An 18,174-nucleotide genomic window follows, 5' to 3' on the forward strand; every position below is an offset into this window, starting at 1 on the left:
TCAGCGAACCGTCCGGGCCGCCTTCTCCACGACGCGGGTCACGGCGTCGGGGCGCGAGACGGACACCGCGTGTGAGGCGTCGATCTCGGTCGTGTGCGCGTGCGCCCGGGCCGACATGAAGCGCTGGGCGGCCACGGGGATGTTCCGGTCCTCGGTCGTGACCAGGGACCAGGAGGGGATCGTCTTCCAGGCGGCCTGCATGGACTTCTCCTCCAGCGCGGCGGCCGCGACCGGACGCTGCCCGGTGGCCATGAGCCGCGCCTTGTCCGCCGGCACGTCCGCGGCGAACTGCTGGTGGAACTTGTCCGGCTTGATGTAGACGTCGGCACCCTGGCTGCCGTCCGGCAGCGTGTAGTTCACCGGTTCGATCGCCTGGCCGAGGGTGCTGCCGGGGTACTTGTTCGTCAGCCCGAGCGAGCTCTCGCCGGAGTCGGGCAGGAACGCCGCGATGTAGACAAGCGCCTTGACCTTGTCCTCCAGTCCGGCGGCGGCCTGGCTGATGACGGTGCCGCCGTAGGAGTGGCCGACCAGGACCACAGGTCCGTCAATGTGCTCGACAACGCTGCGCAGGTAGGCGGCGTCGCTCGCCGGGCCGCGCAATGGGTTGGCGGCGGCCACCACCGGGTACCCCGCGCGCTGCAGCCGCTTGACGACGCCGTCCCAGCTCGCGGCGTCGGCGAACGCCCCGTGCTCCAGCACGATCGTCGGCCGCTCCTGGTGGCGAGCCGCGGCTCCGGCCGCACCGGGAAGGGTGACGGCAGTGACGGCCAGGCCCACGGCCGCGGTGACACCGAGCAGGGTGATCCGGCGGCGCGGAAGGGCCGGTCGGGTGATGTGCATCGTGAACGTCCTCTTTCTTGGAATGTCGGTCCTGGTGGAGGACCAAAGGGATTGGTGACGGGCTCGACGAATTGAGGGAATGCGATCGCACACACCTGCATGCGAAGGGCTCGACTGTCATGTCGCTTCGTCAGGGGAGGAGGCCGGGTCGCGGGGGCGGCTGACGCCGGGCGGCAGGCACTCTTCGCGGGGGCGGCTCGGCCGTCGGCCGGCCGAAGCCCGTCTGACGCCGGCAGGGCCGATGCCCGAGAGCATCAGCGTCACACCGGCGAGCCGCAGCCGTTCCTCCGAACCCTGCGGGCAACGGCCGACGTGTCCGGGCCGGACTTCGCCGGTCCGTGTTCCGGCGTGTCGCGGTTACTCGCCGAGTACACCCCGTTCCTCCAGTGCCTTACGCAGGGCTCGCATGGCGTAGAAGGCGCGGCTCTTGACGGTGCCGGGTGGGACGCCGAGGTGTTCGGCGGCCTGGGCCACGCTGCATCCCAGGTAATACATGAGCTGGATGACCGTCCGTTGCCGCTCGTTCAGGTCCCGAAGCGCTTCGAGTACCACGTGGGAGGTGAGGGTGGAGTCCGTGCCGTCCCGGACGGCGTCCGGTTCCTCGGCGGGCATCCAATCCAGGGGGCGGATCCGGCGGGCCCGATGGTGGTCGACGACCAGGTTTTTCACCACCGTGAACAGCCATGGCCGGACGTGTTCGCCGCGGGTGCACAGGAACCCGGCGCGCTTCCAGGCGCGGGCCGCCGCCTCCTGGAAAATGTCCTCCGCCTTGTGCCAGTCGCCGTCCAGCAGTCGTGCGGCGTACCGGAGGAGCAGGGGCCCGTACTGGTCGTAAAGGTTTTCGACGAAGGCGTCGCAGTCGGCCCTCGACGCGATATGCCGGGCATGCACCCGGGCTGGAGCGAGGGTGGTGATCCCCGCGTCCAAGGTCCCGTTCATAGGTGGCGCTCAATCCTGTTCAAGTGTTCTGAGGCGTGTCTCCCGGACGGGGAGCATGGGGCCCACACTGTTCGGGTTTCCTTGGCGAAACCTTGTCGTCTCCTTGTCGTGCCGGGCCGGCGCTCCCTGTCGCCGCCCTTGTCGCACGGTCGTATGTGCCGTCCGACCCGACGGCCTCACGCTCAGGCACGTTCTTGCTGGTCATGGATCCGTTCCATGATCGGGAGCTACACCGAACGATGTGCCGCCCCGTGCCCGGGCCGGCGCATAGCGCTCGAAGCCCGGTGGCCCGGAAGCCGGCGGGGGCGACCAGCATGTCCGGCCGAGTCGAGCGGTGGCCGGTGAAACGGGCGAGGCCGGTCCGCGCTCCCTCCGCGACGACTGCGGACAGGTCGTGGTCGGAGTGCTCGGCGGCCATGCCCGCATGGGCCTGCGAACCTTGGACACGAGACCGACGACAGCGGGGCCGGTGGATGCCGGCTCGACCAACTCCTGGTACCTGAAGGGCTGCTGGCCTGTCACGGTGAGATCATGACCGGCCAGGTCCGTTGCGGTGAGGAGAGCGCGCGTGAAGGTCCACCCGGCCGGCGAGACGGTCCTCGTGACGGGAGGCAGCGGCTTCGTGGCCGCCCATCTGGTGCGGCAGCTCCTGCAGAGCGGCTACCGGGTGCACACCACCGTGCGCGGTATCGCGAACGCGGCGAAGGTGGGCCCGCTGCGGGCGATGGGCGACGCACACCCCGGCCGGCTGAAGCTCTTCGAGGCGGACCTGCTGCGGGAGGGGTCCTTCGACGAGGCGATGAAGGGCTGCGCGGTCGTCTTCCACGTGGCCTCGCCCTTCCTCATGCCGGAGAAGATCAAGGACGGCCGCAGGGACGTGGTGGAGCCCGCGCTGCTGGGCACGCGCAACGTGCTCGCGAGCATGGAGCGGACGGAGACGGTCGAACGGCTGGTGTTCACCTCCACTGTCGGCGCGATCTTCGGCGACTACGCCGACGTGCTGGAGATGGACGACCGGATCCTGTCGGAGAAGTACTTCAACACCACCAGCACCGTCGAGAACAACCCTTACCACTACGCCAAGACGGTGGCCGAGCGAGCCGCGTGGGAGGCGGAGGCCGCACAGGACCGCTGGCGCATGGTCTCCGTCAACCCGGGTCTGATCCTGGGCCCTCCACTCACCCCGGCCTCGGACTCGGGCAGCCTCTTCCTCCTGGACGAACTCCTCAAGGGCTACTTCTTCTACGGCGCCCCGGACTTCAGTTTCACCACGGCGGACGTACGGGACGTCGCCCTGGCCCACATCGCGGCGGCCGAACAACCCGGCGCGCACGGCCGCTACATCGTGGCGGCGGCGGAGATGACGTCCTTCCACCAGATGTCCCGCATCCTCCTCCGGCACCACCCCCGCAACGTCCGACTGCCCCGAACAGCCCTTCCCCACTGGCCGGTTCGTCTCCTCGGCCCAGCCTTCGGACTCACCCAGGACTACATCCGCAAACACCTCGGCATCAGGTTCCGCGTGGACAATACCCGCAGCGTCACCGAACTGGGCCTCGCCTACCGCCCGATCGAGGAGACGCTGGTGGACCACTACCGGTCCTGGCGGGAGCAGCGTGGCTGAAGGGCGCGCGCCGGGCACGGCGCCGTCCTTCCCCGCCGCCCGGGCCCCGTTCGATCACCCGGGTCGGAGCCGGCCATCACCAGCACCTGCGACCAGGAGTGGCGGACCTTGCGGGGGCAGGCATGCACGATCCGGGCGCACGCCTCGATCACGTGCGGGGCCGAACCGGGGGCCGATGAACGCGGCCTGGTTCGACGCCTACGGCTCGTCGGTGGAGAACGACATGTCCTGCTCGACGACGACCACGGTGTGCCCGGCGTCGACCAGTCCGTGCAACGCAGCGCCTCCACGTCGGCGGGGAGGAGCCCGGTCGTCGGTTCGCCCAGGAGGTAGAAGAGTGTGGCCGCGTCGGCCGCGCTGCGGTTCGCCCGCCAGCTTGATGCGCTGGGCATCATCTCCCATCGATCTTGATGAAGTTTCTCGTCCAGGTGCCAGTGGCCACCAGGCCGGGGCCGCCGGCGGCGTGCGGCGTCGTATTGCACTGCCCGCTGCGTCGGTTGTCATGTACACCCGCTCCACCGACCCGGTCTCTGTCCGCCGCAGGTTCCTCGGTGGAGGGGGACCTCAGCTCGGCCTCACTGACGTCAGGCCCAGACAGGGTGGTATCCCGGGTTCGCCCGTGATCGGCTCGCGTTCGACACGGTCCTCCTCCCGGCGTACCGGCACGGTCTAGCCTGTACGTCTTCACAGTCCGTTCACCTCCTCTCACTCACGGAGTCGGACCGGACGGCGTCCGTTTCGTCAAGCGCGTACCCGCGTTTGACGGCAGGGCGGTGGGGCTACTCGCACCTGCAAGCCTGCGTCGCAGCGAAGGACGGCGTCGACGGGACCGCGCGGAGACAGAGGACAAGGGGTTGGTCGCGATGACCGTCGCGACACAGCAGGGCGGCGGGGGCGGTTCCAGCGGCCTCTACGACGTTCTGGAACTCATTCTCGATCGCGGGCTGGTCATCGACGCGTACGTGCGGGTCTCCCTCATCGGTATCGAGCTACTCACGATCGACATACGGATCGTGGTGGCCAGCGTCGACACCTACCTTCGCTTCGCCGAGGCGTGCAACCGCCTCGACCTGGAAGCGGGGCCGCGCAAGCCGGCCGGACTTGCCGAGCTCACAGGGCAAGCGACCGAGCCCGGCGTGCACGGCAAGACCAAGGGAGCCCTGTCCGGCGCCGCCGAGACAATCTCCGACGCCTTCCAGCAGGCACGTGAGGACGGCCGGGAACGTCAGGCCGAGCGGCCCGCCGTGCGCGGCAGAGGAGAATGAGAGCCTCCGGGCTTGGAGCGGGGGATCACATCGGACCAGGAGCGCTGCCAGACTGGGAGCTGGCCGTCGACCACGCCGCCGGCACCGCCATGCGTGAGGCTCGGGCCGACGTGATCAACTCCTGCGGGAGAGGCGGCGTACTCGGCGGGAGGCTTGGGCAGGTTCCGCAGGTGTTTTCGTTTACCGAACATCCTGCTGGTCAACAGCCCCTGGGTGGCGCTCCGGACCCGTTCGCCGCGTCCCTGTTGCCATCGGTCTGGCCTCGCAACGCTGATTGGAAGTGCTGGGCCAGTTCCCGCTTGAACACATCCGTGTCGCCCTCCAGCGCGACCTGGGCCAGCCTCGCGTGCTCGACAGCGATGTCGTGCAGGTCGCTGTAGGAGGGGTGGTCGACCAGGAGATAGAGGCGCAGCTTGGTCTCCCAACCGTTCCAGAGATTGCGCAGCGTGCCGTGTCCCGACAAGTCGTAGAACAGCCTGTGGAACTGAAGGTGCGCATCGACGCTGGCCGGGATGTCGTTCTTCTCGATCGCGCGGTTGAGCTCCTCGATCGTCTGCGTCAACTTGGGCTGCTCGGGCCCCCGGAGCGCTTCGATGGCAAGCTCCGCGGCATAAGGCTCGACGAGCAAACGGATCGAGGCGATCTCGGCGATCTCCTGAGCGCTGACCTCGACGACGAACGCCCCCCGGAACGGGACCCTCACGACCAAGCCCTCCTCCTCGAGCCTGGTCAGCGCCTCACGCAACGGGGAACGACTGATCCCCAGATCCGTCGCGATGTCCCTTTCGCGCAGTTGTCCACCGGGAGGCACGGTCCCGTCGAGAATGGCTTCGCGTAGCACGCGGTACACACCCTCCGGAGTCGTCGTCCGCTCCAACCCTCCGAACTTGGGGTCCATCCCGGTCACCTCTCTGGTCGGTTGTCGACCACACAGGCTACAGCTCGTCCGTGCCGCACGGGGCTGCCGGTCCAGGCCCCAAGCCGGCCAGTGGAGGGCCGTCCCCTCAAGGGCGCGGCGGGCCCTTGAGGACCGGCAGGTCGGCGATGTTCGGTGATTCGCTCGTAGTCGAGCCACGGCTCGTCGGGCTCGAAGCCCCGATCCATGTAGACCGTGTGCTTGATGCCGAGGGCGGCGGGGGAGGGCAGGTCGTACTTCGGGCTGGCCGAGACGTGCACGATGTCGTCCGGTGCCGCCCCCAGCTCGTCCACCGTGTACTCGAACGCCCGAAGCCGGGACTTGTAGACGCCCACCTGCTCGGCGCAGACGGCACGACGCCCAAGTGCACCGGTGTGTCGGCTGCCAGGCCCCCGTGCGGATGCGGTATGCGTCCAGTGATGTGACATTGATCTTGAGAGTCGCTGCTGGATGACAGGAGGCCGTGGTGGAGCATCCGCATGTGCTGGTGATCGAGGATGAGCGGGATCTCCTGGTTCTGCTGGAGCGCCATCTGCGGGCACTGGGGTGCCGGGTGGTGTCAGCGGAGTCCGGCGTGAAGGGTCTGGAGCTGGCGTTCGCGGACCCCCCGGACATGGTGATCATCGACATTCTGCTGCCGGATATCGACGGCCGGGAGATCGTGCGCCGGCTGCGTGCGGACGAGCGCACCAGAAGATGTCACCTGGTGGTCTCCTCCGTGCTTGATGCGCCGGATCTGCTCTACCTGGCGACAGAGCTGTTGGACAAGCCGTTCGGAAGGGCGTCTGTGACCGGGCTCATCGACACCTACAGAACCTCCCGCGCTCAGGAAGAGTGATGGACCACAAAGTAAATTTCGCTCTCCTGGACATCCGTATACCGGGGATGTCCGGTCTGGATGTCTGCCGCCCACCGCGTGCCACCACCCAACTCCAGCGCTGCCGATCCTCTTGATCACCGCACGCTCCCAGGAAGGCGATGCCGAGGTGTGTTTCGCCGCGGGTGCGGACGACTGCATCATCAAGCCGTTCAGCCCTCGGGAGCTCTCCAGCCGAGTCGAGGCCGTACTGGCCAGGGCCAGCCGGTGACGTCTGCCAGGAGGCGAGCGCACGTGAAGACACTGGACGTCATGGAAAAGGAGCGCGACTGCGTCGGGCGGCGGCTGGGCATCGCCTTCGGCGTCCTCACCGCACTCATCGCCCTGGTGGGGGCGGGGGCGGTCACCGGGGCGGTCATGGAGAACGCCGTACAGGACCGGATCGCTGACCGTGTGCAGCCGGCCTGGGCCGCCAATATGCGCCTGCACCAGGAGGCGGTGCAGATGCAGCGGTCCATGCGCGGCTATCTCCTGCTCGGCGACCGGGAGCTGCTCGATGACTACCGTCAGGCCCGCGATGGCTATCCGGACCTCCTGGCTGTAGTACGCCGACACGCCACGCGCGGGATGGATGACAATCTCGACATGCAGCAACGGCAGCTGCGCGCCTACGTGAGGGTCGCCGACCAGCAGGGCAAGGCATCGCCCCGAAGTGAGCAGGCGGTGAAGCTCACCCGGACGGGCAGTGTCGCCCTCGAGCGTTTCGCCGACACCAACCAGCAGTTGCAGGCTCAGCTCAGCAGCGAGATTCGGCGGCTGCACGACCGTTCCGACACGCTCGTCACCGCTGGGACCGCGGCGCTCGCCGCTCTGGTCGCCACGGCCCTTGCCCTGTCCCTGTATACGGCGAGGAGGGCCACCCGTGGCGTAGTGGGCCCACTGAGACAGATCCAGCAGGCGCTCGCCGGGCTGACGGCCGGTGAGCACTCCGCCCGTGTCCGGCCGGAAGGGCCCCGCGAGACCCGCGCGGTGGCCGAGTCTGTGAACCAACTGGCCGACGAGAGCGACCGTCTGCGCCGCATCGAGCAGGACCGCAATCGGCTGGCGGAGATCGCCCGGCAGTCCGGGATGCGGATCCGCGAGCGCCTGGACGTGGCGACCGTGTTGAGCGAGGCCTGCGCCGGGATCGGCGAGGGCTTGGACGCCGACTACGTCTTCCTCCTCCTCCGTGAGGGTGACAGTCCGCTCGTGCCCGTCGTGCGGGCCTGGTCGGCCCAAGCGGGCATCCTCCCCGCCGACCAGCAGCAAGCACTGCCGGGCATCCCCGCTGACGTGGTCCGCGACCACTACCAGCAGGGAACGACGTGGCTGGTCCCGGACCTGTCCGGTTACCTCGGGTCAACCCGGCCGGTGCCCGGCGCGCCCGGTTCCTTCGGCGAGATCGGCCTGCCGGAGGCCAACCGCGTCGCCTCGGCCCGGCTGGGCCTGCACGCGGTGGCGGTCGTCCCGCTCGGCGTCGGCGACGAACCCCTGGGGGCGATCTGCCTGGCCCGCACCCGCACTGACCGTCCCTGGCAGAGCGTGGAGGTGGAAACAGCCGAAGCAATGGCTGTCGGCGTCGCGCGCGCCCTGCACACCTCCATGCTCTACGAGCAAGAAGCACGCCTGGTGGAAGAACTACGCGCCCTGGACCGGGCCAAGAGCGACTTCCTGTCCACCGTCTCCCACGAACTGCGCACCCCGCTGACCAGCATCGTCGGCTACGTCGAACTCCTCACAGACGAAGAAACCGGCCCGCTGACCGCCCCCCAGCACAAGATGCTCGACGTCATCGCCCGCAACGCCCACCGCCTGCGCGCGCTGATCGAGGACCTGCTGACCCTCTCCCGCATCGAATCCGGCAAATACACCTCGCGGAAGAAGCCGATCGACCTGCGCCCCCTGGTGACTGCCGCGGTCGACGCCATCAAGCCCGCCGCCGAAGCCGCCTCCGTCCACCTCGAAGCCGACTGCCCCGACCGGCCCCTCATCTGCGAAGCCGACAGCGACCAACTCGACCGGGTTTTGATGAACCTGCTCTCCAACGCCGTCAAGTTCACCCCTCAGAACGGACAGGTCCGCGTCCATGCCGCCCAGCAGGACGGACACGCCGTCATCATCGTCAGCGACACCGGCATCGGCATCCCCGCCACCGAACAAAAACAGCTGTTCACCCGCTTCTTCCGCGCGTCCAACGCCAATGACGCAGCCATCCCCGGCACCGGACTGGGCCTGACCATCGTCCGCACCATCATCGACAACCACGGCGGCACCACCGAAATTCACTCCCGCCAAGGGCAAGGCACCACCGTGACCGCACGTCTGCCCCTCACAGCCACTGACCCGGTGACCGACACTCCCTGACCGCGGCCGCCGAGACGCGAACGGCTTCCTTCGGAAAGCTGCGACTGCGACTGCGCATGCGCCGTATCTCTGTAGCGCGTACGGCTTGACCTGCATAAACGCCCTCTTGCCCTCCTAGGTCTTCGTATGGGCGACGAGACCGTCCCCGGAGGCCGTCGTGAGGGTCAGTTCCTGGCCCTTGTGCTGGTAGGACACCTTGTCGGCGAGGATCTCGGTCAGCTCCCGCTCCGCCTTCATCACCGAGCCCTCGCACAGCATGCGCGTGGTCGAGAGCGGACCGAACTCGATGCTGCCGTCCTTGACGGTCGCCTTGCCGCGGAAGTTGTTGCAGCCGAGATTGCCGCTCACGGAGCCGTCCTCGGACAGGGCGAGGTGAGCCTTGGCGCCCTTGGGCAGGGGCTGGGCCGTAGCGTCGTCGTCCTTGCCGGAGACCAGGGTGTGGATGAACCACTTCGTGCCTTTCAGGGCCGGCTCGGGCTCATCGGCTCCCTCGGTGAGGGTGATGGAGTCGCCGTCAGACCTGGTCAGTGTGAGGGTCTTGGTGCCGTCGCGTTCCTCGATGGCGGCCTTGAGGGTGCCCGTAAAGACGCTTTGGAAGCGCTCCTCGAACTCCTGTACGGGACCGGGGCAACCCATCTGGGTCGAGGCCAGGTCGGTGATCTTCATGGTGTCACCGTCGATCTCGACGTCCGCACCGAAGTGGTTGCAGCCCACTGAGCCGCCTGACTCACCGCCGCCGACATCCGGTTCCGCGGCGCCGGGCTTGAAGGTGATGTGCGCCTGGTCGACCCGGAAGTGCTTCTCCCCGGTCGGCAGGTCATACGTTTTGCCGTCGACGGTGACCTTCTGGGGCACCCAGCGGATGTCCGCGACGTCGGCGGCGTCGGTGGTCTTCCCGCCGTTTCCGACCGAGCCGCTGTCGCTGCCCGACTCCGTGCCGCAGGCGACCAGCACGGCGGTGCCGGCCAGGGCCGCGGCGGCGTATTTCACGCTTGTCGTCCGCTTCATGCCTCTTGGACGCACGAGACGGGAGTTGGGTTCGGTCGTTACGGTCCGTTGTGCCGTGAAGCTACCCAGGGCAGCAGCGCATCGAGAGCGGCCCGCTCTCCGCTGGCGCTCACCTTGGCCTCATGGAGGGCGTCCGTCCACTTCAGCCGCCCGGTCGCGCGCCGTGTCCCAGGTCAGCGACTCGGTCTCGACGACGGGTGGGCGCCCCGGGGGTGCCGGGGGCCTCGACTCACTGCACGACGGCATACGGCTCACTGCACGACGGCATACGGCGGAATCCGCCTCCCGGTCGCTGGGTGAGGCGCCCCTCGGTGCGGGCCGAGTTCTTCGCCCTTGCGGCGACGGTGTGGAATGACCAGACCAGTGCCCTCATAGCCTCCGTCGGCAATCGTCATCGTGTTGCCGACGGAGGCTTCGGCACCGGACTCCTCCCACCCTCGGGAGTCGTGCCGATTGTCCGGCAGCGGCCTGCCAAGCACGACGACGCGGCGGGTATCGGCGGTCGATGACCACATGATGAGCAGCGGAGCACCGATCGTTCTTCGAAGGCTCGGCAACCATGTGGTCGCGAGTGGGCACCAAGGGGCCATCCACGATGAGCACGGTGTCCTTGCGGACCCGCTTCCGCTGCTGGAGAGCGAGCATCGGTCCGAGGTGGGCCAATGATCCGGTCCGCGGACGAATCGGAGATCCCGAACAACGGGCAAGCCGGCGCATCGGCATGCGTCCGCCGGTACGCCGTGACCAGCAAGATGCGGTCCTCAAGCGACAGGCTCCACGGGCGAACCGGGGTGAGAGCCGGTGGCCTGCTCGCGCCGTGTCGCGGTCACAATGCGCCACAAAGGCCGTTGCAGTGCTAACCGTCGCCGGGAGCGTGCGGGTTCACCCGGTAGGTCAGCTCGTAACGCGCACCGGCGTCGTCGAAACGGGCCACCTGGAAGCCGGCTCCCGCGAGTGACGTGACCAGTTGCACTGAGCCGATGACGTCCTCGACGCTCCCGTCCTCGTTCGCTCGCACCACCACCTCGATCGTCGCCGGGCCGGGCAGGGGCCGCGTGACGTCCAGGGACCAGGTCTCACCCTGCTCCATCTCCCGCCGGGCGACCTGTTCGCCGTTCCACCGCAGCGTCACGACGTCGAGCTCCGGCACGCCGGGGATGTTGTGGTTCGAGCGCGGTGACTCGCAGAAGATCCAACCGAGGACCCCGTCAGCCGGGGCGGGGGCCGGGGCGGGGTCGGGTACGTCGTCGATCTGCCGAACCTTGTAGGTCAGCTCGTACTGGGCCCCGGCCTCGTCGAAACGGACCTCGTGCAAGTCGGTGGCGGAGATGCCCGTGCCCACGTCAGCCGCGCTCAGCTGCACCGATCCGATGACGTCCTCGACGCTGCCTTCCTCGTTGGGCCGGATCACCACCTCGACCGTGGCCGGGGCAGGCAGGGGCCGTGTGATGTCCAGGGACCAGGTCTGTCCCGTTTCCATTTCCCGCTGTGCGACGGCCTGGCCGTTCCACCGCAGGGTGACGACATCGAGTTCCGGCACCCCGGGGATGTTGTGGTTCGAACGGGGCGACTGGCAGAGGATCGAGCTGAGGATTCCCTCGTGGGACGGCATGGGTGTGCGCCTCCGTGCTCCGACGGCGTGTCCCGAACACCGTCCGCCCCTCGGCAACGCCCCGCCACCGGGGCTCCGCCATCCGGAGCTGCCGGAGGACCATCGCCGTCCGCGTCCCCTCCGGTTCGTTCGGCGCGTGGGCCGTGGCCGCGGGCGCGGCCAGTAGGCTCTGGTCGCGGTGGAGGCCCGCGAGCCGCCGCCCAAGGCCTTGACGGCGGCCGTGAACCGCCGCACCACGGCCATTCCGGGAGGGGAAACGTGATGATCGCTGCCGAGTACGGCTATGAGGTGCTGCCCGGAGTGGCGGTGGACACGCCGGGCGTCGAGGATGTCCTGCGGCGGCGTGAACGCGGACTCTGGTGGGGCATACTCGCACTGACCGCCGAAGTGCTGCTGCTGGCGGCCGTCCTCTTTCTTGCGGGCCCCGGCTCCGCCCCGGGCTTGCTCACCGCGACCTGCCTGGCCCCCCTCATGGTGGTCACGGCCGGCCTGACGCTGCTGTGGCGCCGGGCGCGACGCCGGGAGCGGCTGGTGATGTCCACCTACGGCTGGCAGGTCTGGCCCGTGAGGACACAGGACGTCCGGGTGATCGCCGCCGAGGGCGAGCGGGTCCGGGGCCGCCGCTGGGGGACGGACGGGCGGGTGGTGCTGCTCCAGCCGGACGGCCAGAGCCACTGCTCGTTCCCCGTCCCCGCCGACGGCTGGGACGGCCCCCGTCCGAGGGGGCCCCGCTCGGCAGACCGGGTATGGTTCGCCGGCGACACCAGGTTCGGCGGCATGGTCGCCGAACCAGGTGGGCTGCCCTTCCGTTACGTCGTCCGCTCGACGCCGGGCAAGCGCCGTGGCGCCGGACCGGAGGACGACCTGGCCCGCCGCGCGGGCCTGATGCCCCGGAACCGGCGGCGGTAGGCGTTCCCGACGCCTCTCAGCCGGATGGCGGGAGTGCTGGAAGATGCTGGGTGGGGCCGCTGGGACTGCTGCCACCGCAGCCCGCTGCGCGCCCCAGCTCGGAGTAGGAACACTTTCCGCACCACAGAGCCAGGGTGGAAGCAGTTCCGCGCGGCAGCCACCAGGCATGACAAGCGCGACTACATCGTCAACGGCACCCTGACCGTCACCGCGATCGCCATCTGGCTCCGCGACACCGTCCAAGAGCCGTCCGAAAACACCTAGCTGTTGCTGCCCATGACGTGGTGACGTCGCGTGGAGGCGTGAGGCGTAAGGCGGGAGGGCGGTTTCCGGCGGTGGTGTGAGGCCTGTGGTAGTTGTAGCGGACATTCCAGACCGTGATCGCCCGGGCTCGCTCTTCCTCGGAGGTCCACTGCCGGGCGTAGAGCAACTCTTCGGCGAGGATGCGCTGGTAGCGCTCGACCTTGCCGTTGTGCCGGGGCGTGTAAGGCCTGGTCCGCTGGTGGCGAGAGACCCACGGGGTCAAGGAGCGTGCGAAGACGGCGGCGCGGTAGTTCGCGCCGATGTCGGTGACACGCGAACAACCCGGTGTACCCGGCCGACCGCCGCCGCGGTGCCGGCGGCCGCGGTCGCCGCCCGCGCCTACGCCCTCAACCACCAGAGCGAGCAGGCCCGCGCCGCGCTCACCGCAGCCGGCGCCCTCATGGAACGGCTCCCCGAGTCCGAGCGGTCGGACACGTGGCTGACGTACGGCGAGCAGAAACACCACGTCCACCTCAGCCACAGTCGGCGACGCAGCTCGCGGCGTAGGCCGGGCCGAACTTCACGCACCAGCGGCGGACCGTCTCGCGGGAGGCGACGACACACCGCTCGAGCATCAGCTCCTCGACCTCGCGGAAGCTGAGCGGGAAACGATGGTGGAGTCTGCTGCGAAGGTGCACCGCTACTTCGGCAGTGAGCCACCCGCGCGCCGTCCTGAGAGGACGCGCCGATGGCTCACTGATCAGTCGGCTCCTGGCGTAGCCCGGTCGCCCGGATCGGCTCCTGTCTCGCGGAGACGTGATCGGTGCGTCCGGTCGGTCTTACTCCTTGTAGAAGGTGGCGTCCTGCCGGCCGAGGGTGGTGGTCACCGGCTGGGTGTACAGCAGGTTGTTGTAGTGCCGGATGTACCGGCCGGGGAAGTTGAACGACTCGTACGACACACCGGTCGCGGAGTCGGCAAGACCGGCCCGCTGGTGGAACGAGGCGTCGTTGTCGAACAGAGTGGTGCCGTCGTCCTTCTCCACCCACACCTCGTTGTTCTTGTGGCGCAGGTAGTAGCCGGGGAAGTTGGCCGATTCGAGGGAAACGGTGCCGTTGCCGGCCAGGCCCGGGACGACGCGGAACTGCGAGTCGGCGAGTTCGGTGACGTCCGCTTCGGTCCTGGCCCGGAACTCCCAGTGCCGGATGAACCTGTTCGGGTAGTTGTACGAGGAGAAGCGGACGGGGGTGACACCGTCGGCGACGGGGATGCCGAAGTTGGGTGTGCCGTCGGCGTTCCAGTAGATCTTCTGGTAGCGGGTGCGGCGGTTGGGGTCCTTGAGCGGGTCGCCGACGATGTCCCTGTAGTTGCGGGAGTGGTAGACGAGGATGTCCGACTTGCCGTCCTCGGAGACCGTGAAGGTGTTGTGGCCGGGGCCGTACTGGCTGGTCTTGTCGTTGCTCTTGAGGACCGGCGTGGGAGTCTTGCTCCAGGAGGCCGGGTTCATCAGGTCGGCGGTGGCGTCGGCGGTCAGCAGGCCGAGGCAGTAGTTGGCGTTGGTGGCGCTGGCCGAGAAGGTCATGAAGACCTTGCCGTTCTTCTGGATGACGGCCGGGCCCTCGTTGACGCGGGCGCCGGCGGTCTCCCAGGCGTACTGGGGCTTGGAGATCATGGCCGGGGTGCCCTCGATGGTCCAGGGGTTGGCCATCTTCGCGAGGTAGATCTGCGTGCCCTTGCCGAACGCCGGGTCCTCCTGGGCCCAGCTCAGGTAGCGGGTGCCGTTGTGCGTGAACGTGGTGGCGTCCAGCGAGAAGGTGTCCATGGGCAGGCTGATCCTGCCCTTCTCGGTCCAGGTGCCGGTGAGCGGGTTGGCCGCGCTGGTCTCCAGGACGTACGGGCGGATCCGCCAGATGTCGTTGGACCAGCCGGCCGTGAAGTAGATGTACCACTTGCCGTCGATGAAGTGGATCTCCGGGGCCCAGATGTGGGCGCCCATCTCACCGCTGGCGTGCTTGGTCCAGATGGTGGTCTCCGCAGCCGTGGCGAGGCCCTGGAGGGTGGTGGCCCGGCGCATGACGATCCTGTCGTACGCGGGGACCGTGGCGGTGAAGTAGTAAAAGCCGTCGGTGTGCTTGAAGATGTGCGGGTCGGCACGCTGCTCGGCTATTGGGTTGGTGAAGGTGACGGCGGGGGACGCAGGCGCGGCGGCCTGGGCGGGGGTGGTCACGGTGGTGAGCACGGCGAGCGCGGCTGCCGCGGCCACCAGAGCCCGTCTGGCGAGATGCCTCATGTTGCTGTTACGGCCCTTCGGGATCAGGCGGTCGTGGGGAACGAGCCGCCGCTGCTGGCAGTTGTGGCTGAGCCAGAGCTCCACCGGCGCACGTCGGTGCGGTTGGCGTGGCACGGCTGGCGAGGTCCATGACTCTGCCGGTGGAGGCGTTGACGATGCGGGCGTAGTCGCCGCCGAGGTAGACCACGCCTAACCGCCTTCGAAATTACGAACAATGTCCGGAACTGCGGACGAAAAGTAAAGGCCGCTCAGGGGTGCCGTCAATGGGTCGAGCGAAACCGATATCCCCAACGCCGCCGACCGTGCGCGGTGATCCGTCGGAGGCAGTGGGCTGCGCATCAGGTAGCGCAGCGCGGTGAGACCGTCTCATGGCGGCAACGTCTCTGCCCACCGCAGGCGGCAGCATCGACACCCTCGCCTTCAGTCCGGACAGCACCATGCTTTATGCGGGCGGCGGCAAGCACGTCCCGCTCCAGAAGCACGTCGTGGATCCAGGCCGAGCGGCATCCTTCTTACGCCCATGGCGTCCTGCAAGCGTTCGTCCCCAGAGGTTCCTCAAGGTGCGAGACGGAGCCGAGCGCGTCGAGCTCCGCAACCCGCTGCTCGCGCGCACCGCACGCGTCCTTCGTCGTGCCGTCGGAGTGAAGGCCAGAGTAGAGATGGGAAGCCGCATCGACCCATACTCGGACAAATAATGTGGAGCTCGATTCTCCGGAGTTGTATGCGGTGACAGAAAGGGCTCGCCAAACAATCTCCGGATTGTGAGCGTGAGTGAGATCGCTGCACGTCGAATAACTGGAGCGCACCATGTCTACCAGCGTCCTGGCTGTGGTCGCCCTAACGTCCTTCTCGAATTCCCGGTGATCGCCTTGCGCTCACAGCCTTGGGGATCTCGACATCCGCGGCGCCGACCGCACTGCCCAGGCACGCGACACCATCCCGATCCTACGGAGCTACGGATCAGAAGACGCCTGCGAGAAGCCGAGCCCGCCGAACAGGCTCACCCCCGGCCCGCGTCCGCCGCGACTTTCGGCACCTGCGCCCGCAGGCAGCGTGCCCCGCCAGAGCACCAAAATCCTCCCGCCCCGGCCTGGGACGACCGCCCGGCCGCGAGAACACCCGGCCCACCCCGCGCTACGACGTGCACCGTCCGCAAACCAGGCACTACGAAACAGCGAACGAAGAAGTCAACAACCCCACGACAGCGCCGCACAGGTTAAAGATCAAGGTTGTCCCGTGAACGCGTCAGGTTCGGCGGCCAGGAAACGTCCGGGCAGTTCCGGCTCTCGCACGTCGTGCATGTCAACAGCAGCCATGAGGGCCACGCAAGGGCGGTCCTGTCGCACGTGCCTCCGCCCGCGACGTGGATCCCGGCCGGGGGCCTCCCCGGGCGGGATCCACGCGAAACTCACTTCGACCCGAAGGTCAGCAGCGGCTCACCGCCCTGGGACACCCTGCGAGCAGGGACCGGCAGCGAGTTGAGGCCGCCGCGCTAGTGTATTGCGGTGGGACCCTTGCAGGTCACGTCCTTCGCCGGCAGCTTGCCGGTGGTCAGGTAGGCGGTGGCCGTCTTGTCGGCGCACGTGTAGGAGCCGTAGACACCGTGTCCGTCGCCTCCGGTGACCGTGAGCATCTTCGCCCCCTTGATCACACGGCGCAGGCCCTGGGCGCTGGTCAGCGGCGTCTGGGAATCCCACTCGTACCGCCTTGAGGGTGGTGTTCGGGTTGACCGCGCTCGTCTCGGAGACCTCCTTGGCAGTGGGCAGCCGGTCGCCCGGCACCAGAACGCCCAGCCGCAGGGCCTGCTTGGTCTGCTGCACGATCTGCTGGAAGGCGGGGACACCGCTCCGCCTGTCGATGCGGTACTCCACGGCCACCACTCCCCTCCATCATCATTCCACTACTCGATTAGTGGAATGATGATGGAGGGGAGTGCTGGCCGTTGTCAACGGAGCCCGAAACAGTGCGGGAACAGACCGGGGGAGAGGAAGGGGCGGCGATGAGCTCATCGGCAACATGATCGAAGCCGCGTTCCTGACCATGGGGCAGAACTGCACGGCCGGCTCCCGGGTTCTGGTACACCGCAATATCGCCGAGGAGGTCGTCGAGCGGTTCGCGGCCGCGGCGAGAGAGCTGGTCATCAGCCCGCGGCCCGCCTGAGCGGCATCGGGGAAACAGCCCTTCTACTGTGTGCGCAGCGAGCGCCCCCCGTCACAAGGAACGCCATGCCCGACAGCCCCGCCCCGGCCCAGCCGGGAACCAGCCGCAGCACCTCGGCGACCATCCCGCCGAACATCCTGCGCTGCCTCATCCCGGTCACCGAGGAGTACGGGGTCGACCTTTGGCCCGAGCTGAACCGGGTCGGGCTGGACGAGGCGATGATGTGCTCGGCGGCGCTGAGGGTGTCCTACCGCCAGGGCGGTGCTGTCATCCGGCGGGCGCTGGAGCTCACGGGTGACGCTCACCTGGGCCTGCGGGTGGGTGCCGCGCAGCACCTGACCTCCTGGGGGCTCCTGGGGTTCGCCCAGATGGCCGCCGGCACCCTGTGGGAGGCCGTCGAGACGGGCGTGCGCTTCCAGAACCTGTCCGGGGCGATGGTGGTCTGGTCGGCCGGGCCGGAGGAAGCCGGCTACGCGCTGCGGGCCGAACTGCCCGATCCCGCCCTCGATCCGGCGGTCGCGGTCTTTCTGGCGGAGGAGGCGTTCGCCGGCGTCGTGGCCCTCACGCGGCTGAATTCCGGAGAGGGGTTCGCCCCGCAGAGCGTGGAGTTCGCCTTCCCCGCCCCCCGCGACACCGGGCCGTTCACGGAGTTGTTCCGCTGCCCGGTACGTTTCGGCGCCGCGGGGAACCGCCTGGTGCTGCCGACGGCATGGGCCGGGCGGCCGATGCCGGGCCGCGACCCGGTCACCTACACCGCTGTCGTGGAGATCCTGGAGGAGCAGGCGGCGTCCAGGCGCAATCAGCAGGACCTGCTGGAGGTACTGGAGATCTCGATCGCGCAGAGTCTGCCCGACGTGCCGTCCTTCGTCGAGCAGGCCCGGCGGCACGCCTCCAGCGAGCGCACGCTGCGCCGTCGGCTGGCCGAGTGCGGCACGACGTACGAGGCGGTCGTCGACGGGGTGCGCCGCGAGCGCGTCGAGCAGTTGCTGCGCCGCCCCGAGCTGACGCTGCGGGACATCGCCCGGCAGGCGGGTTTCTCGGACGTGCGGGCACTGCGGCGGGCAGTGCACCGCTGGCACGGGGTGGCCCCAGCCCGGCTGCGCGGGCCGGCCGCGTAGCGGTAGGGCCGGTGCCCACGACGGGTGCCACG

The 18,174-nt window shown here is 68.6% G+C and carries 14 protein-coding genes and 8 pseudogenes; 9 read left to right on the forward strand and 13 right to left on the reverse strand.

Features of this window, described 5'->3' with window-relative positions; all coding sequences use genetic code 11:
• Complete coding sequence (locus ACIQHQ_RS34180) at positions 1 to 840, reverse strand: alpha/beta fold hydrolase (protein WP_402619695.1); 840 nt, start codon at positions 838 to 840, stop codon at positions 1 to 3.
• A gap of 357 nt (positions 841 to 1,197) precedes the next feature.
• Positions 1,198 to 1,779 carry a sigma-70 family RNA polymerase sigma factor gene (locus ACIQHQ_RS34185; RefSeq protein ID WP_402619697.1) on the reverse strand — a complete coding sequence of 194 codons (582 nt, stop codon included), beginning with the start codon at positions 1,777 to 1,779 and terminating at the stop codon, positions 1,198 to 1,200.
• 568 nt (positions 1,780 to 2,347) lie between these two features.
• Between ACIQHQ_RS34185 and ACIQHQ_RS34190 the strand changes: the two genes are divergently transcribed.
• A complete protein-coding gene (locus tag ACIQHQ_RS34190) occupies positions 2,348 to 3,403 on the forward strand; it encodes an NAD-dependent epimerase/dehydratase family protein (RefSeq protein WP_402619700.1) in 1,056 nt (351 codons plus the stop codon).
• A gap of 219 nt (positions 3,404 to 3,622) precedes the next feature.
• On the opposite strand, the pseudogene ACIQHQ_RS34195 reads toward ACIQHQ_RS34190, so the two are convergent.
• A pseudogene (locus tag ACIQHQ_RS34195) lies at positions 3,623 to 3,802 on the reverse strand (hypothetical protein); the annotation flags it as partial.
• 464 nt (positions 3,803 to 4,266) lie between these two features.
• Between ACIQHQ_RS34195 and ACIQHQ_RS34200 the strand changes: the two are divergent.
• Positions 4,267 to 4,668 carry a gas vesicle structural protein GvpA gene (locus ACIQHQ_RS34200; protein ID WP_402619780.1) on the forward strand — a complete coding sequence of 134 codons (402 nt, stop codon included), beginning with the start codon at positions 4,267 to 4,269 and terminating at the stop codon, positions 4,666 to 4,668.
• Positions 4,669 to 4,867: 199 nt separating this feature from the next.
• Here the strand turns inward: ACIQHQ_RS34200 and ACIQHQ_RS34205 are convergent, their stop codons facing one another.
• A complete protein-coding gene (locus ACIQHQ_RS34205) occupies positions 4,868 to 5,566 on the reverse strand; it encodes a GntR family transcriptional regulator (RefSeq protein ID WP_402619703.1) in 699 nt (232 codons plus the stop codon).
• Positions 5,567 to 5,571: 5 nt separating this feature from the next.
• On the reverse strand, positions 5,572 to 5,919 hold the full coding sequence (locus tag ACIQHQ_RS34210; protein ID WP_402619706.1) for a hypothetical protein: 348 nt from the start codon (positions 5,917 to 5,919) through the stop codon (positions 5,572 to 5,574).
• A 131-nt stretch (positions 5,920 to 6,050) separates the two neighbouring features.
• Between ACIQHQ_RS34210 and ACIQHQ_RS34215 the strand changes: the two genes are divergently transcribed.
• The 3 genes from ACIQHQ_RS34215 to ACIQHQ_RS34225 all read left to right on the forward strand — a co-directional run bounded on the left by ACIQHQ_RS34215 (position 6,051) and on the right by ACIQHQ_RS34225 (position 8,804).
• Positions 6,051 to 6,422: a response regulator gene (locus ACIQHQ_RS34215; RefSeq protein WP_402619708.1), complete on the forward strand. Its 372-nt coding sequence runs from the start codon at positions 6,051 to 6,053 to the stop codon at positions 6,420 to 6,422.
• A gap of 148 nt (positions 6,423 to 6,570) precedes the next feature.
• Positions 6,571 to 6,672 carry a hypothetical protein gene (locus ACIQHQ_RS34220; RefSeq protein ID WP_402619783.1) on the forward strand — a complete coding sequence of 34 codons (102 nt, stop codon included), beginning with the start codon at positions 6,571 to 6,573 and terminating at the stop codon, positions 6,670 to 6,672.
• A 23-nt stretch (positions 6,673 to 6,695) separates the two neighbouring features.
• Positions 6,696 to 8,804 carry an ATP-binding protein gene (locus tag ACIQHQ_RS34225; protein ID WP_402619711.1) on the forward strand — a complete coding sequence of 703 codons (2,109 nt, stop codon included), beginning with the start codon at positions 6,696 to 6,698 and terminating at the stop codon, positions 8,802 to 8,804.
• 114 nt (positions 8,805 to 8,918) lie between these two features.
• Here the strand turns inward: ACIQHQ_RS34225 and ACIQHQ_RS34230 are convergent, their stop codons facing one another.
• The 3 genes and pseudogenes from ACIQHQ_RS34230 to ACIQHQ_RS34240 form a co-directional block, all read right to left on the reverse strand.
• Complete coding sequence (locus tag ACIQHQ_RS34230; protein WP_402619713.1) at positions 8,919 to 9,812, reverse strand: META domain-containing protein; 894 nt, start codon at positions 9,810 to 9,812, stop codon at positions 8,919 to 8,921.
• A 275-nt stretch (positions 9,813 to 10,087) separates the two neighbouring features.
• Positions 10,088 to 10,654: pseudogene (locus ACIQHQ_RS34235) on the reverse strand (transposase); the annotation flags it as partial.
• A 14-nt stretch (positions 10,655 to 10,668) separates the two neighbouring features.
• The gene (locus tag ACIQHQ_RS34240; protein ID WP_402619716.1) at positions 10,669 to 11,424 is read right to left on the reverse strand and encodes a hypothetical protein; all 756 of its coding nucleotides are present in this window, start codon (positions 11,422 to 11,424) and stop codon (positions 10,669 to 10,671) included.
• Between the two features lie 261 nt (positions 11,425 to 11,685).
• Between ACIQHQ_RS34240 and ACIQHQ_RS34245 the strand changes: the two genes are divergently transcribed.
• On the forward strand, positions 11,686 to 12,333 hold the full coding sequence (locus ACIQHQ_RS34245; RefSeq protein WP_402619718.1) for a hypothetical protein: 648 nt from the start codon (positions 11,686 to 11,688) through the stop codon (positions 12,331 to 12,333).
• 304 nt (positions 12,334 to 12,637) lie between these two features.
• On the opposite strand, the pseudogene ACIQHQ_RS34250 reads toward ACIQHQ_RS34245, so the two are convergent.
• The 3 genes and pseudogenes from ACIQHQ_RS34250 to ACIQHQ_RS34260 all read right to left on the reverse strand — a co-directional run.
• Positions 12,638 to 12,907, reverse strand: a pseudogene (locus ACIQHQ_RS34250) (integrase core domain-containing protein); the annotation flags it as partial.
• Positions 12,908 to 13,145: 238 nt separating this feature from the next.
• Positions 13,146 to 13,274: pseudogene (locus tag ACIQHQ_RS34255) on the reverse strand (IS6 family transposase); the annotation flags it as partial.
• 141 nt (positions 13,275 to 13,415) lie between these two features.
• Complete coding sequence (locus ACIQHQ_RS34260; protein ID WP_402619786.1) at positions 13,416 to 14,864, reverse strand: family 43 glycosylhydrolase; 1,449 nt, start codon at positions 14,862 to 14,864, stop codon at positions 13,416 to 13,418.
• Between the two features lie 975 nt (positions 14,865 to 15,839).
• Here ACIQHQ_RS34260 and ACIQHQ_RS34265 point away from each other — a divergent pair.
• Positions 15,840 to 16,084 (forward strand): annotated as a pseudogene (locus ACIQHQ_RS34265) (transposase); the annotation flags it as partial.
• A 272-nt stretch (positions 16,085 to 16,356) separates the two neighbouring features.
• On the opposite strand, the pseudogene ACIQHQ_RS34270 reads toward ACIQHQ_RS34265, so the two are convergent.
• Positions 16,357 to 16,563: pseudogene (locus ACIQHQ_RS34270) on the reverse strand (alpha/beta hydrolase); the annotation flags it as partial.
• Positions 16,562 to 16,744 (reverse strand): annotated as a pseudogene (locus ACIQHQ_RS34275) (GntR family transcriptional regulator); the annotation flags it as partial. The pseudogenes ACIQHQ_RS34270 and ACIQHQ_RS34275, both read right to left, overlap by 2 nt.
• A gap of 115 nt (positions 16,745 to 16,859) precedes the next feature.
• On the opposite strand from ACIQHQ_RS34275, the pseudogene ACIQHQ_RS34280 reads away from it, so the two are divergent.
• Both ACIQHQ_RS34280 and ACIQHQ_RS34285 read left to right on the forward strand, forming a co-directional pair.
• A pseudogene (locus ACIQHQ_RS34280) lies at positions 16,860 to 17,006 on the forward strand (aldehyde dehydrogenase family protein); the annotation flags it as partial.
• 83 nt (positions 17,007 to 17,089) lie between these two features.
• Positions 17,090 to 18,142: an AraC family transcriptional regulator gene (locus tag ACIQHQ_RS34285; RefSeq protein WP_402619721.1), complete on the forward strand. Its 1,053-nt coding sequence runs from the start codon at positions 17,090 to 17,092 to the stop codon at positions 18,140 to 18,142.
• Positions 18,143 to 18,174: the final 32 nt, after the last annotated feature.

Source organism: Streptomyces sp. NPDC092370 (assembly GCF_044755265.1).
Taxonomy (GTDB): domain Bacteria; phylum Actinomycetota; class Actinomycetes; order Streptomycetales; family Streptomycetaceae; genus Streptomyces.